This is a genomic window from Thalassovita aquimarina (genome assembly GCF_018219815.1).
In the GTDB taxonomy this organism is placed as follows: domain Bacteria; phylum Pseudomonadota; class Alphaproteobacteria; order Rhodobacterales; family Rhodobacteraceae; genus Thalassobius; species Thalassobius aquimarinus.
In genome coordinates this window covers 1-14,448 of sequence record NZ_JADMKU010000023.1, presented here as the reverse complement: position 1 = coordinate 14,448, position 14,448 = coordinate 1, and the positions used below count along the sequence as shown (strand labels likewise).

14 protein-coding genes and 1 tRNA gene are annotated in these 14,448 nt (G+C 64.4%); 11 read left to right on the top strand and 4 right to left on the bottom strand.

Annotated elements, in window-relative coordinates; translation table 11 throughout:
* The first annotated feature begins 20 nt into the window (after window positions 1–20).
* Complete coding sequence (locus tag IT775_RS18525; RefSeq protein ID WP_246525732.1) at window positions 21–956, top strand: GlxA family transcriptional regulator; 936 nt, start codon at window positions 21–23, stop codon at window positions 954–956.
* 69 nt (window positions 957–1,025) lie between these two features.
* Window positions 1,026–1,331, top strand: a complete 306-nt coding sequence (locus IT775_RS18520; protein ID WP_212702727.1) for a DnaJ family domain-containing protein — start codon at window positions 1,026–1,028, stop codon at window positions 1,329–1,331.
* A gap of 38 nt (window positions 1,332–1,369) precedes the next feature.
* On the opposite strand, the gene IT775_RS18515 is transcribed toward IT775_RS18520, so the two are convergent.
* The gene (locus IT775_RS18515) at window positions 1,370–2,344 is read right to left on the bottom strand and encodes a pirin family protein (protein ID WP_212702726.1); all 975 of its coding nucleotides are present in this window, start codon (window positions 2,342–2,344) and stop codon (window positions 1,370–1,372) included.
* 459 nt (window positions 2,345–2,803) lie between these two features.
* Here IT775_RS18515 and IT775_RS18510 point away from each other — a divergent pair, with 459 nt between their 5' ends.
* The 5 genes from IT775_RS18510 (at window position 2,804) to IT775_RS18490 (ending at window position 5,351) form a co-directional block, all read left to right on the top strand.
* Entirely contained in the window at window positions 2,804–3,502 is a 699-nt protein-coding gene (locus IT775_RS18510; protein WP_212702780.1) for an energy-coupling factor ABC transporter ATP-binding protein, read from the top strand.
* Complete coding sequence (locus IT775_RS18505; protein ID WP_212702725.1) at window positions 3,483–4,082, top strand: energy-coupling factor transporter transmembrane component T family protein; 600 nt, start codon at window positions 3,483–3,485, stop codon at window positions 4,080–4,082. The genes IT775_RS18510 and IT775_RS18505 overlap by 20 nt, the downstream gene beginning before the upstream one ends.
* Before the next feature lie 34 nt (window positions 4,083–4,116).
* Window positions 4,117–4,656, top strand: coding sequence for a biotin transporter BioY (locus IT775_RS18500; RefSeq protein WP_212702724.1), 540 nt, complete (start codon window positions 4,117–4,119; stop codon window positions 4,654–4,656).
* 181 nt (window positions 4,657–4,837) lie between these two features.
* Window positions 4,838–5,155, top strand: a complete 318-nt coding sequence (locus tag IT775_RS18495) for a 2Fe-2S iron-sulfur cluster-binding protein (protein ID WP_212702723.1) — start codon at window positions 4,838–4,840, stop codon at window positions 5,153–5,155.
* A 122-nt stretch (window positions 5,156–5,277) separates the two neighbouring features.
* Window positions 5,278–5,351 (top strand) — tRNA-Gly (locus IT775_RS18490).
* A gap of 5 nt (window positions 5,352–5,356) precedes the next feature.
* Here the strand turns inward: IT775_RS18490 and IT775_RS18485 are convergent.
* Window positions 5,357–5,980 carry a LysE family translocator gene (locus IT775_RS18485; protein WP_212702722.1) on the bottom strand — a complete coding sequence of 208 codons (624 nt, stop codon included), beginning with the start codon at window positions 5,978–5,980 and terminating at the stop codon, window positions 5,357–5,359.
* Window positions 5,973–6,437, bottom strand: a complete 465-nt coding sequence (locus IT775_RS18480; RefSeq protein ID WP_212702721.1) for an Lrp/AsnC family transcriptional regulator — start codon at window positions 6,435–6,437, stop codon at window positions 5,973–5,975. The genes IT775_RS18485 and IT775_RS18480 overlap by 8 nt, the downstream gene beginning before the upstream one ends.
* 244 nt (window positions 6,438–6,681) lie before the next feature.
* Here IT775_RS18480 and IT775_RS18475 point away from each other — a divergent pair, with 244 nt between their 5' ends.
* Both IT775_RS18475 and IT775_RS18470 read left to right on the top strand, forming a co-directional pair.
* Entirely contained in the window at window positions 6,682–8,478 is a 1,797-nt protein-coding gene (locus tag IT775_RS18475) for an ABC transporter transmembrane domain-containing protein (protein ID WP_212702720.1), read from the top strand.
* Window positions 8,479–8,648: 170 nt separating this feature from the next.
* Window positions 8,649–10,532, top strand: a complete 1,884-nt coding sequence (locus tag IT775_RS18470; RefSeq protein ID WP_212702719.1) for an acyl-CoA synthetase — start codon at window positions 8,649–8,651, stop codon at window positions 10,530–10,532.
* Between the two features lie 45 nt (window positions 10,533–10,577).
* Here IT775_RS18470 and IT775_RS18465 read toward each other — a convergent pair whose 3' ends face one another.
* Entirely contained in the window at window positions 10,578–11,489 is a 912-nt protein-coding gene (locus IT775_RS18465; protein WP_212702718.1) for a LysR family transcriptional regulator, read from the bottom strand.
* 161 nt (window positions 11,490–11,650) lie between these two features.
* On the opposite strand from IT775_RS18465, the gene IT775_RS18460 reads away from it, so the two are divergent.
* Both IT775_RS18460 and IT775_RS18455 read left to right on the top strand, forming a co-directional pair.
* Complete coding sequence (locus tag IT775_RS18460) at window positions 11,651–13,228, top strand: trimethylamine methyltransferase family protein (protein WP_212702717.1); 1,578 nt, start codon at window positions 11,651–11,653, stop codon at window positions 13,226–13,228.
* 109 nt (window positions 13,229–13,337) lie between these two features.
* Window positions 13,338–14,069, top strand: a complete 732-nt coding sequence (locus IT775_RS18455) for an NAD(P)-binding domain-containing protein (protein ID WP_212702716.1) — start codon at window positions 13,338–13,340, stop codon at window positions 14,067–14,069.
* Window positions 14,070–14,448: the final 379 nt, after the last annotated feature.

The window sequence follows — 14,448 nt, the reverse complement described above, 5'->3', positions numbered from 1 at the left end:
TGGCGAATATGACCAATGCTATGCAGAACGCGCCAAAATCTGATCAAAACATTGCGCTGGTGGATTATCCCGGGGCGCAGGCCGCCGCCCTGTATGGGCTAAGCGACCTGTTCAAGGTCGCCAATCGCTATGCCGAAGGGCAGGGCAGGATCGTGGTGACCACGGTCGCGGATCCGGTGGCGCAGCCATTCGATGCGTTCCTCTTCCCGCCCAACCTGGAGGGCGCGCGCGGCGCGCCCGATCATCCGCTGGTGCGGTGGGCCGCGGATCAGCACCGGCGCGGCGCGCGGGCCTGTTCGGTCTGCGCCGGGGCGTTCTGGCTGGGGCATGCGGGGCTTCTGGACGGGCGTTCGGCCACCACCCATTGGGCGCTGGAAGACGAGTTCCGCGATACATTCCCAACGGCCCGGTTGTTCCCCGAACTGATCCTGGTCGATGACCACGACATCGTGACGGCGGGCGGTTTGATGGCTTGGCTCGATCTGGGATTGTTCCTGGTCGGGTTGTGGGGCGGCCCGCACCTGGTGTCTCAGGTCTCGCGGCACTTGCTGGTCGATCCGTCGGGCCGCGAACAGCGCAATTATCGCAGTTTCCGGCCCCGGCGCCAGCATGGCGAGGCGGCGATCCTGCAGGTTCAGACCTGGCTGGAAACGCGCGTCGGAGACGCGGTGACGGTTGACGACATGGCCGCGCACGCCGGGCTGAGCGCACGAACCTTCCTGCGCCGTTTCCAAGCGGCGACCGGGCTGTCGCCCTCGGCCTATCTGCAGCAGTTGCGGGTGGAAAAGGCGCGCGGGCTGCTGGAACGCAGCCGCTTGCCGGTGTCGCAGATCGCGTGGGATGTGGGCTATGCCGATCCGTCGGCCTTTGCCCGTGTTTTCAAGGCGGTCACCGGCCTTTCCGCCGGTGACTATCGGCGCCGTTTCGGGTTGCGCGGGATGGCGCAAAGGGGCTGATCACGGTTGCGTCCGGTTGCCGGACCGCCGCGTGTTTTCAATCGGCCGCTGCAGCGGTATCATTCCCGCATGGACCACCCGCTGATTGACCTGATCAACGCCAAGATCGAACAGGCCGAAGCCGAGGGCGCCTTCGACAATCTCGAAGGGGCGGGCAAACCCTTGCCCAGTTGCGACGACCCCGAAAACGCGCTGCTGAACCGGCTGGTGAAGGAAGCGGGCGGGGTGCCGGAATTCGTCAGCGTGTCACGCGAATTGCAGAAACTGCGCGAGGAATTGCGCGAAACCGGCGACCGCGTCCGCCGCCGCGATATCCTCAAGGACATATCGATGATGGAGACGCGGATCGAACTTGCGCGCAAGGCGTATCGCTGATCATGCCGCCGGTCCGTCGGCGTCCTTGCTGCCATACCCTAGGGGCGCGGCCGTTTCTTGATCTTCATCCGGTCCATTTCCTTGGTGATCGGAATGAATTCGTCGCTGTCGCCCGGCGGCAGCCGAAACGGCCCCGTTTCCCAGTCCGCCGCCTTCCACGCCGCCTTGGCCGCTTCGATCCGTTCGGGTGACGAAGACACGAAATTCCACCAGATGTAGCGCGGGCCGTTCAGTGTTTCACCGCCCAGGGCCATCAGCCGGGCGCCCTGCGGCCCCGCCTTGACGCTGATCCGGTCGCCGGGGCGGAACACCATCATGCGCCCGGCTTCGAAGCGTTCCCCGGCGATTTCGACCGATCCTTCGGTGATATAGAGGCCGCGGTCTTCGTGATCGTCAGGCAAGGGCAGCTGGCCGCCCGGGGCAAGGGTCACGTCGGCATAGAAGATTTCCGACTGCATCGTGACGGGCGCGCGCGCGCCCCACGCGGTCCCCAGGATCAGCCGCGCATGGCTGCCGTCATCCTCCAGCACCGGCAGGGCGTCCTGCTTGTGATGCTCGAAATCCGGAGCCATATCCTCGCGGTCCTCCGGCAGCGCAACCCATGTCTGGATGCCGAACAGCTTGTGCCGGGAAGTCCGTGTTTGCGCGCTGGTGCGTTCGGAATGGGTCACGCCGCGGCCCGCCAGCATCCAGTTCACCTCGCCGGGATGGATCATCTGGTGGGTGCCGAGGCTGTCACGGTGTTCGAATTCGCCCTGGAAGAGATAGGTGACCGTCCCCAACCCGATATGCGGATGCGGGCGCACGTCGATGCCGCCATCCGTGATGAATTCCGCCGGCCCCATCTGGTCGAAGAAAATAAACGGGCCGACCATCTGGCGGGCCGGGGCGGGCAGGGCGCGCCGCACCTCGAAACCGCCGATGTCGCGGGCGCGCGGGACGATCAGGGTGTCGATGCCGTTCGCTCCGGTACCGCCCGGACCTTCGGGGGATTGTGTCGGATTCCAACTCATGACCGAACTCCTGTTTTGCGCATACGTCGGGTCTGCAAAGAAGATAGCGTGAAACGCCCGGCATCGCATCGGGCAGCCGCGCACAGGGACTGCGCGACACCGGCCATCGCGCCCGGCGCAGCCGCAATCCTCGGGTCTACCTAACGGGCGGCGCGATTGCGGTGGCAAAAAAAGACCGCGCGAAACGTCGCGCGGCCAGTCGTACGGGGAGAGATCGATCCGGCCGCGGCCAGGGAGGAGGATAAACCACCGCGGCAAGCGTGGGCTCGATGGAGCGATCATCTGTATCTTAATCATACGGACAAAATGCGCTTTTGTTTAGGCGTCGGGCCTTCCCCGCGAAGCGCGCTGTCGCAGCGTCGCTTGTTTGCGGGGGATTTTAACTGTATGCCCCTCGGCCAGTGAAACGGACGGGGCGCCGCCATGCAGCAGCCAGCATCGGAAATATGCAGCGTGATTATGCGCGACCTGTCCTATGCCCGCGAAGGGCATCAGGTCTTTGCCGGGCTGAACCTTGACTTGTCGGACCACCGCGTCGGCATCATCGGACGCAACGGGTCGGGCAAGACCCAGATGGCGCGGCTCATCGCCGGGCTGGCCGCCCCGGATGCGGGCACGATCACGGTGGGCGGTGTCGAGGTCGCCACCGACCGCAAGGCGGCGCTGTCGACCGTCGGCATCCTGTTCCAGAATCCCGATCATCAGATCATTTTCCCCACCGTTGGCGAGGAGCTGGGATTCGGCCTGACCTCGCAGGGGCTGGACAAGGCCGCGGCACGGCAACGGGCGCTGGACATCCTCGCCCGGTTCAACCGGCCGGACTGGTACGACCGGCCCATCCACGGGCTGAGCCAAGGGCAGCGGCACCTGGTCTGCCTGATGGCGGTGCTGGTGATGGCGCCCAAGCTGATCGTGCTCGACGAACCCTTTGCCGGGCTCGACCTTGCCACGACCGTACGGTTGAGCCGCTACCTCGACGCGCTGGATCCGGGGCTGGTCCATATCACTCATGACCTCGACAGTATCCGGGGCTATGACCGGGTGGTCTGGCTGGATCAGGGCACAATTCGCATGGACGGCAGGCCGGATGCCGTATTGCCCGTCTATGAGGCGGAAATGCGCGACAGGGGAGGGCGCGATGATTTCGCTGACCTCTGAATACCGCACACCGTTTCACGCCTTGCCCGCCGGGGGCAAGTTGTTGGCGCTGTGCCTGTTCACCTTCGCGGTGTTTTACCTCGATACCGTCGCGGCGGCGTTGGCGGTGACCGGTGCGGTGGCCGTGGCCTATGGCATTGGCGGGATGCGTTTCGCGCGGCAGGGATTGCGGATGATGCGGCCGGTGTTCTGGATGGCGCTGATCATTCTGGCCTATCACCTTGCGATCCGTGAATGGGCCGAAGGGGCGATCGTGGTGCTGCGGCTGATCGCGGCGGTGGGGCTGGCCAATCTGGTGACGATGACGACGCGGCTCGACGACATGCTTGCGGTGATTGAACGGATGCTGGCCCGGATCGGCGTGTCGGAACGGGCGCGGCGGCGGCTGGCGCTGGCGGTGGCGCTGGTGATCCGGTTCACCCCGGTTCTGGCGCAGAAGGGCGCGCGGCTGATCGAAGCGTGGCGCGCGCGCAGCGTGAAACGGCCCGGCTGGCGGCTGGTGCTGCCCATCGCACTGCTGGCGGTGGACGATGCCGACCGGGTGGCCGAGGCGCTGAAGGCGCGCAGCGGCGGACTATGATAAGCTAATAGAATCTCACGGAAGGACCCCTGCTATGGAACGCAACTTGACCCTGATTGCCCTGTTCGCGGCGCTGATTGCCGCGCTCGGGCTGATCCCGAAATTCACCTTGGCCAGCGGCGTGCCGATTTCAGCGCAATCGCTTGGCATCATGCTGTGCGGCACCGTTCTGGGCGCAAAGCGCGGCACGCTGGCGGTGCTGCTGTTTCTCGGCCTCGTCGCGCTTGGGCTGCCGCTTCTGGCGGGCGGCCGCGGCGGTCTGGGCGTGTTCAACGGCGTGACCGTCGGTTACCTGATCGGGTTCCCCGTGGCGGCATTCGTCACCGGGGCGCTGGCGCAGGCCTGGCGTGATCGCGGCGGCTGGATTTTCCCGTCGGTGGCGGCGCTGATCGGCGGCGTCGTGGTGATGAACATCCTCGGCATCGCCGGCATGGCGGTGAAGCTGGACAAGACCTTGGTCGAGGCATCGCTGCTGGCGACGCCCTTCATACCGGGGGATGTGCTGAAATGCGTGTTGGCCGGGTTGATCACCCAGGGGCTGCAAAAGGCCCGCCCGGGGCTGCTGCAGGCCTGATCGGCGCCTGAAACACGGATGAAACGGGGCCCGGCGGGCCCCGTTTTCGTTTGTTCCGAAGTGGTTCTCTGGGCGGATCGAATATTTCGATCCAAATCATTCAATCCATCGCATTGCTCAATGTTTCCGTTTTCTTATGGTCCGTCGCGATCGCAATTGGGTCAGCCTGAACGGAGGAAACATGACCAGGATTACATTCATCCAACCCGATGGCAGCGAAAAGCCGGTCGAGGCCAAGAACGGGTTGAGCCTGATGGAAAATGCGGTGAACAGCGGCGTCATCGGGATTACTGCCGAATGCAACGGGTCGCTGGCCTGCGCCACCTGCCACGTCGTCCTGCCGCAGGATCTGTTCGACAAGCTGGGCGCGCCCATGTCCCATGAGGATGACATGCTGGAATTCGCCGAAACCGAACGGCAGGATTGCAGCCGTCTGGCCTGCCAGGTGCAGGTGTCGCCCGATCTGGACGGGGCGGTGATCCGGGTGCCTGCGGGGTGATCGTCACGCCGGGCAATCGGCGTCGCGGGGCGGGGTCGGAAACGGATGCGGCAATCGACAGAAACTGTGTCCGAGCGGCCTTGACCTCAAAATTCCGATGTCATAGGAAGTACACCTGTTGAGCGGGCGTTGTGTAGTGGTAAGACCTTAGCCTTCCAAGCTAATGACGCGGGTTCGATTCCCGCCGCCCGCTCCAACATTCTATCCCCCCGACATCGCGCCAAGCGCCAGGCTGATACCCCAACCGGTCAGGATCGTGCCCGCGATGAGGTCGAGCCACTTGAGCATGTCCGCCGCAATCCGCGCCCGCGCCCAAAGCGCCGCATGCACAAGAATCAGCCACCACAGCGCCGATCCCAGAAACACCCCGGTCACCAGCCAATAGGCCGCATTCGGCGTGCCCGCCGCGCTGGCCCCGAGCCCGGCGATCATGCCGGCGAAGGCCAGGATGGTCATCGGGTTGGACAGCGTCAGCACATAGGTGGTGCCGAAGGCGCCGAGTACCGACTTGGCGGGCGGGGCGGCGGCTTCGCCGGGGCGGTCGGCGAAGAAACCGCGCAGCGTCATCACGCCCAGCCATGCGATCAGCAGCCCGCCGAAAAGCTGCATCGGCGTGGCGTATCGGGTCAACAACCCGCTGGCCGACACCCCTGCCGCCACCAGTAATCCGTAAGTGCCGTCCGCCGCCGCCGCGCCGAAGCCGGTGGCCAGTCCCGCCGCGCGGCCCTCGGCGACGCTGCGCCGGATGCACAGCACCCCGATCGGCCCCACCGGCGCGGCGATGGCCAGCCCGACGCCCAGACCCTTCACGAAGACATCAAGCATCGGCACTCCCCCGCAGGGCGATGGCAGGCGTTTCCTTTGCCGTATCCAGCGCAATGATGGTTTCCGTCCGCGACACGGCAGGCAGCGGTTTCACCACTTCGGTCAGAAAGGACTGCAGCGCCTTGGTGTCGGCCAGCCGCAGCTTCATCAGGTAGGAATGCGGGCCGCTGACGTGATGCAGTTCCTGCACCTCTTGCCGCGCGCTCAGCTCCGCCACTGCTTCGGCTTCGCCGTCGAAATCCATGTCGATCAGAACGAAGGCACAGAAGGAAGCCCCGAACAGATCGGGCGACAAGGACGCGTGCCAGCCCCGGATCGCGCCACTCGACGACAGGCGCCGGATCCGTTCATTCGCCGCCGATACCGACAGCGATACGGCCTGCGCGACCTCGGTGCTTGAGGCGCGGGCGTTGTCCTGCAGGAGGGCGCATATTTTGCGGTCAATGGCGTCGATCATGGGAAGAAGTCCGGAGAAGCGATTTGGTTGCAATGATTGTTGTCGTGATGGTGTGGTAAATCAAGTCCGGAACCTGCGTTTTTCCGGTAAGGCTGCAAGTCTTGCGGCAAATGAAGGGACGCGCCGCATACTGGCCGGCGCAAACGGTTTCGCCGGGCGTCGACCCACCCGCGACAGTCCTGCCGCTTGCTCCTGCGGACGGCGTCGCATAAACCCGAATGCGCAGGACAGGAAAGGAATGCCGATGGCCCGGACCCCGACAACGGTCACTGAGGATCGCGAGAAATCCAAGAAGGTCGGCGCGTTGCGCGAACTTTGGCCGTTTCTGAGCCCCTACAAATGGATGGTCGTTGGTGCCGGTCTGGCGCTGGTGCTGACCGCCAGCGTGTCGCTGACCCTGCCCCTGGCGGTGCGCCGGGTGGTGGACAATTTCAGCGGCGCCGACGGCGCGCTGCTGGATCAGTATTTCGGCGCTGCGATGGCGTTGGCGGCTCTGCTGGCGATTGGCACCGGGCTGCGTTACGCGCTGGTCACGCGGCTGGGCGAACGGGTGGTTGCCGATATCCGCAAGGCCGTGTTCGACCGCGTCATCGGCATGAGTCCGGCCTTCTTCGAAAACATCATGACCGGCGAGGTGCTGAGCCGGATCACAACCGACACCACGCTGATCCTGTCGGTGATCGGATCGTCGATATCGGTAGCGCTGCGCAACGTGCTGATCGGTATTGGCGGGCTGGGGCTGATGCTGTTGACCTCGGCCAAGCTGACCGGGCTGGTGCTTCTGATCGTGCCGCTGGTGATCGTGCCGATCCTGACGCTGGGCCGCAAGCTGCGCAAGCTGAGCCGGGAAAACCAGGACTGGATCGCCGAGAGTTCTGGCAATGCGTCCGAGGCGCTCTTGAGCGTGCAGACGGTGCAGGCGTTTACCAATGAAACCGGCGCCCGGCGCGATTTCGCCAATGTGACCGAGGCCAGCTATGGCTCGGCCAAGCGCCGGATCACCACCCGTGCGGTGATGACGGTGATCGTGATCTTTCTCGTCTTCGCCGGCGTGGTCGGCGTTCTGTGGATCGGTGCCAACGATGTGCGCGCGGGCAGCATGAGCGCGGGAGCCCTGGTGCAGTTCGTGATCTATTCGGTGATGGTCGCCGGGTCGGTCGCCGCGCTGTCGGAAATCTGGGGCGAATTGCAGCGCGCGGCGGGGGCGACCGAACGGTTGGTCGAACTGCTGCGGGCCGAGGACAGCGTTGCCGATCCGGCCAGCCCCGCGCCGGTACCGGCGCCGGTCAGCGGCCATATCCGGTTCGAAAACGTGAGTTTCCGCTATCCTTCGCGCCCCGACGTGTCGGCGCTGGACGGGGTCGATCTGGATATCCGGCCGGGCGAAACCGTGGCGCTGGTCGGGCCGTCGGGGGCGGGCAAGACCACGATCATCCAGATCATCCTGCGGTTCTATGACCCGCAGGCGGGGCGCATCCTGCTCGATGGGGCGGATCTGAAGGGCATGGCGCGGTCCGAGTTCCGCAAGAACCTTGCGCTGGTGCCGCAGGATCCGGTGATCTTTGCCACGACGGCGCGTGAAAACATCCGCTTTGGCCGTCCCGGCGCCTCCGATGCCGAGGTCGAGGCCGCCGCCAATGCCGCCGCGGCGCATGATTTCATCATGAAGCTGCCCGAAGGCTATGACAGTCAGGTGGGCGAGCGCGGCGTGATGCTGTCGGGCGGGCAGAAGCAGCGTATCGCCATCGCCCGCGCGATCCTGCGCGACGCGCCGGTTCTGTTGCTGGACGAAGCGACCAGCGCGCTGGATGCCGAAAGCGAACGCGCGGTGCAGGCCGCGGTCGACGAGTTGTCGAAGGACCGCACCACGATCATCGTGGCGCACCGCCTTGCCACGGTGAAAAAGGCCGACCGAATCGTGGTGATGGAAGACGGCCGGATCGTGGCGCAGGGCACCCATGACGAACTGGTGGCCGAGGGCGGGCTTTACGCGCGGCTGGCGCGTCTGCAATTCACCGACGGGGCCGTCGACGCGGCCTGAGCTGATCCGAGGTCATCCGGAAATGCATGAAAAGGGCGCTTTCGGCGTCCTTTTTGCAGGTTGACGTTGCGCAAGAGGGTGCTGCCTGACTTGTGTGTGGCTGCAAACCCTTTCAGATTGTCTAGCAAGGCAAGCCGGCCGGAGGGGGCCGACGGAGGGAGGACATCAAGATGCCATTCGCGTCAATCGACGACACCATCGCCATCGAACAGGAAATGCCCTGGGAAGGCCGTGATACACCTAAAACGCTGTACCAGATGCTGACCCGGACCAAGGATCTGCACGGGGATCGCGACGCGGTGACGTTCCAGTTGCTGAGCGGCCCCACAGACAAGGCCGAAACGCTGAGCTGGACCGAACTGCACGCCCGCACCTGCCAGGCGGCCAACATGTTCCGCGACCTTGGCATCGGTGAAACCGACGTGGTGGCCTGCGTCCTGCCCAACTGCAACGAAACCATCTTGACCATCCTGGGCGGCGCCATCGCCGGGATCGTCAACCCGATCAATCCGCTGCTGGAACCCGAACAGATCGGTGCCATCCTGCGCGAAACCGGCGCTAAGGTGGTGGTCACGCTGAAGGCCTTTCCGAAAACCGACGTGGCACAGAAGACCGCCGAGGCGGTGCGCCATGCCCCCGGGGTGCACACGGTGCTGGAAATCGACCTGAACCGCTACCTGACCCCGCCGAAAAGCCTGATCGTGCCGCTGGTGCGGCCGAAGAATCCTGGGAACCATCACGCCGATGTTCTGGATTTCAACAAGACGATGCGCAAATACCCCCGCTCGTTGTCCTTTGCCGACGCCACCGAGGACCGGGTGGCGGCCTATTTCCACACCGGCGGTACCACCGGCATGCCCAAAGTGGCGCAGCACCGCTATTCCGGCATCATCTATAACGGCTGGCTTGGTGGTACCTTGCTTTACACGCCCGAAGACAACGTGATCTGCCCGCTGCCGCTATTCCACGTCTTCGCCTGCCATGTGATCCTGATGGCGGTGATCTTCTCGGGCGCGCATGTGGTGTTCCCGACCCCGGCCGGATATCGCGGCGACGGCGTGTTCGACAATTTCTGGAAACTGATCGAGCGCTGGAAGATCACCTTCATCATCACCGTGCCTACCGCCATTTCGGCGCTGATGCAGCGGCCTGTGGATGCCGATGTCAGCAGCGTGAAAACCTCGTTCTCGGGGTCGGCGCCGCTGCCGCTGGAACTTTTCAATCGGTTCGAAAGCGCCACCGGGGTGTCAATCGTCGAAGGCTACGGCCTGACCGAGGCGACCTGCCTTGTGTCCTGCAACCCGGTCGACGGGGACAAGAAGGTCGGGTCGGTCGGCGTCCGCTTCCCCTATTCCGATGTGCGCATCTTCAAGGAAGTGAACGGCGAACCGGTTGAATGCGACACCGACGAGGTCGGCGAAATCTGCGTGTCCAATCCGGGCGTCTGGCCGGATAATACCTATACCGAGGCGGACAAGAACAAGAACCTCTACCACTTTGACAAATACCTGCGCACCGGTGATCTGGGCCGGATCGACGGCGACAACTACATCTGGATCACCGGGCGGGCGAAGGATCTGATCATCCGCGGCGGCCACAATATCGACCCGGCCGAGATCGAAGAGGCGCTGCTTGCGCATCACGACGTCGCCTTCGCCGGTGCCATCGGTCAGCCCGACGCCCATTCGGGGGAAATTCCCTGCGCCTATGTCGAACTGGTCGAGGGGGCCGGCGTGACCGGCGAGGAACTGCTGAAGCACTGCAAGGTTCATATCCACGAACGCGCGGCCATCCCGAAACATGTCGAGGTGCTGGACGAACTGCCCAAGACCGCCGTCGGCAAGGTGTTCAAGCCCGACCTGCGCAAGCGGGCGATCACCCGCATCTACAACGCCGCGCTGGACGAGGCGAAGCTGAACGCGAAGGTGGTCGAGGTCATCGACGACAAGAAGCGCGGCCTTGTCGCCCGGGTCGAACGCACCGGCGTGGTGCATGACGAAGAGGTGGGCCATGTGCTGGGCGCCTATACCCGGCCGTGGGAATGGGCCGACTGATCCGGCCCCGATAGGATGGGAAGCGCGCCTCTTCGGGGGCGCGTTTTACATTGAAAACGGCTGTGCTTCGTCGCGGTCGGCAAAGCTCAGCAGCCAGTCGCGCACGATCGCCGCATGATCCGAGGCGCCCGGGTGCAGCTTGATGTAGAAATCCCGCGGTGACGCCACTTCCTCGGGCCAGAGCTTGACCAGCGCGCCCGATCCCACCAGCGGCCCGGTCAGGCCGCCCCAGCCCAGAACTGCGCCGACATCGTCCTGCGCCGCCTGCAGCGCGATGACGTAATTATTGACCCGGTAGCCGCCGCCCACCGGTCCGTCATAGCCCAGTTCCCGGCACCAATCGCCCCAATGTGTCCATTCCGATGTCGGCATCTCCATGTGGATGAGCGGCGTGCGGGCGAAATCCGCAATGGCGTCAATCGGATGCCTTTCGGCGAAGCGCGGGCTGCCGAGCGCCGCGATCCGGTCTCGGAACAGGAACCGCACATCGCCCTTGTCGCGGTCCATGTGGCCATAATTGATGCTCAGGTCGCAGGCGGGGGCGTGATCGGGAAAGTCGGTGACATTCTGCGATACCGGGATATGCGGGTAGGTCTTCCAGAACTCGGCCAGTTTCGGCGCAAGCCACAGCGAACTGACTGCGGTCGAGGCCCGGATGGTGACGGTGGCGCTGGCCGCGTCCGAGCGCAGCTGCGCAACCGCGTCGGAAATTTCCTCGAACCCGCGTTGCAGCGCGACCAGCATGTAGGCCCCGGTTTCGGTCAGTTCCACCCCGCGGTGATTGCGCCGGAACAGCACCTGCCGGAGCTCGGTTTCCAGCGCCTTGACCTGGTGGCTGACCGCCGCCGGGGTGACGTTCAGTTCCTGCGCGGCCGCCTTGAAACTGACATGGCGCGCCGCCGCCTCGAAGCTGACAAGGGCGCTCATCGGGGGCAGGTTGTAGGGGCGCTGTGCCATAGAATGATTGTCCTGAGCTGGGCCGTTCGGGCCGCTGGATGTGTGCCGATTGCGGCATTCAGGCTTAGCTGAGTTAATCCTTGGTGAGTCTAATTGCCGTTGTCAATGCAGCCCGCCCTTCGCAGGATTTGCCATCGGATGGAAAACAGAAGGGGAAGGCCATGTTGGCAGAGGGATCCAGACCGGCACGGGCCGGGCGGCGGGCGCGGCGCGGCGCGGCGGGGGCGGACAGGACCGACGGCCCCGGACAGAACCCGCATTTGCAGGTGCCCTATATCACCCGTGCTATTCCGACCTACGACCTGCTGGGCGAGGGGGCGCTGGACCGGATCGAGGCGGGAATGGACCGCATCCTGTCCGAAATCGGCATCGAGTTCCGCGATGACCCCACGACGGTGGATCTGTTCCGCGTGGCAGGCGGCAAGGTGACCGAGGTCAGCCGCACCGTCTGGAATATCAAGTTCGAACCGGGAATGATCCGGGACCTTGTAAAAACCGCCCCCGAACGGTTCACCCAGCATGCCCGAAATCCGGCCAATTCGGTGGAAATCGGCGGCGATGCGATGGTTTTCGCGCCCTCCTACGGATCGCCTTTCGTGATGGATCTGGACAACGGTCGGCGTTACGGCACCATCGCGGATTTCGAAAACCTCGTGAAGCTGGGCCAGTCCTCGCCCTGGCTGCACCATTCCGGCGGCACCATCTGCGAACCGACCGACATCGCGGTGAACAAGCGGCATCTCGACATGGTTTATGCCCATATGCGCTATTCCGACCGGCCCTTTCTCGGGTCGATCACCGCGCCCGAAAGGGCAGAGGATTCGATCGAGATGTGCCGCATCCTGTTCGGGTCGGATTTCGTCGACAGTCATTGCGTGATCATGGGCAATTTCAACACCACCTCGCCGCTGGTTCTGGATGGGGTGACGACGCAGGCGATCACCGCTTATGCCCGCGCTGGGCAGGGGTCGATCCACGTGCCGTTCCTGCTGGGCGGGGCGGTGGCACCGTTGACCATGGCGGGGGCCATCGCGCAATGTCTTGCCGAATCGATGACGGCCTGCGCGCTGACCCAACTGGTGCGCCCCGGCGCGCCGGTCGTGCTGGGCGGGTTCCTCAGCTCGATGGCGCTGAGGACGGGGTCGCCCACCTTCGGCACCCCTGAACCGGCGCTTGGTTCGCTCGTGATGGGGCAGATGGCGCGGCGGTTCAAGCTGCCGCTGCGCTGCGCGGGGAATTTCGCCACCTCGAAAATGCCGGACGGGCAGGCGATGCAGCAGGCGATGATGTCAATGATGTCGGCGGTGCAGGGCGGGGCGAATTTCATCCTGCATTCGGCCGGATTTCTGGATGGGCTGTTGTCGATGTCCTATGAAAAATTCGTCATGGATTGCGACATGTGCGGTGCGCTGCATGCCTATCTGAACGGAATTGCGGTGGATGACGAAACGCTGGGGATCGACGCGCTGGCCGAGCAGGGGCCGGGCGAACACCTTTTCGGCACCGCCCACACGCTGCGCCATTACAAGGCCGCCTATTGGGACAGCGCGCTGAACGACGATCAGCCATACGAGACCTGGTCCGAACAGGGCGGTGCGGATTCCGCCATCCGCGCCAACCGGCGCTGGAAGGAATTGCTGGCCAATTATCAGCCGCCGCCGATGGCGGAAGACACCGACCTGGCGCTGAAGGACTTCATCGCGCGCAAAAAGACCTCCATGCTGGACGCGTGGTACTGACCGCCCGGCCGGGGAAATCCGGTCGTGTGCGGATGGGGCTGGATCGCCGGCCTCGAGCGGCACATGCTGGGGATGACGATACGGAACGTGGTGACAGACGGAGAACGGCATGAAAATCGGAGTATTGGGACTGGGCACCATCGCCTCGGCTCTGGTCGAGGGGATCGCGGGCGACGGCCATGACATCACCGTTTCCAGGCGCAGCGCGGCCCATGCGGCGCGGTTGTCGGGCGCGTTCGCCAATGTTTCCGTCGCCGACAATCCGCAGGTGGTGGCTGACAGCGACGTGGTTGTTCTCGGCCTGCTGGCCGAAACTGCGGCCGAAGTCCTGACGGGGCTTCCATTCCGCGCCGATCGGCAGGTGATCACCCTGATGGCGGGGGCGTCATTGGAAGACGTGGCGGCGCTGGTCGCCCCGGCCCGCGCCGCGGCGATCATGATGCCGTTTCCGGGCATTGCCCGCGGCGGATCGCCGATCATGGCGCAGGGCGATACCGGATTGGTGAATGCGATCTTTGGCGTGCGCAACACCGTCTACGAATTGCAGGATGCCGGGGAAATGGCCGCCTACCTTGCCGCGCAGGCGGTGCTTTCGCCGGCGGTGAAGCTGGTTGCGGATGCCGCCGAATGGCTGGGCGCGCGGGTGTCCGACCCGGATCAGGGCGAAGCGTTCCTGCGCCATCTGGTCAGTTCCAGCCTAGCAGGTTCCGACTGCGCGCCGCTGCTCAAGGCGCTGGATACGCCCGGCGGTTATAACCAGAGATTGCGCGACCACATGGTGCAAAACAACATGAGCGATGATCTGATTGCAGGACTGGAAAAACTCGGCGGCAAGGACTGAAATCCGCGTTCGTGGCGATCCGATTCCCAAGTGCCAGAGAGGCATATCAATGCCCCGGGTTTGCCGCTTTTCGATGAAAAGCCCTTCGCTCCAAGACGACCGGGCTCTGGAAGCCGCGCGATGAACGCCGTCTGACGGGAGTGTCGTGCCCAGCGGTGTGCCGGGTCTGTTCGGGGCAGGGGGCAGCGAAAGTAGAAAACACCGTGGCGACAAAGGCCCAGCTATGCCGACAGCCAACAGGTGGAGCGCTCCACCTTGTGTCGCAACTGGTTGCCCGAACACTGAGCCATTGCTTTGGGTTGTGACGTTGCCCCCTGAATTCAGGCCATTGCGGTGTTAGTGATCCGTCCAAGTAAAGGATGGACCATGAAACGCAGAT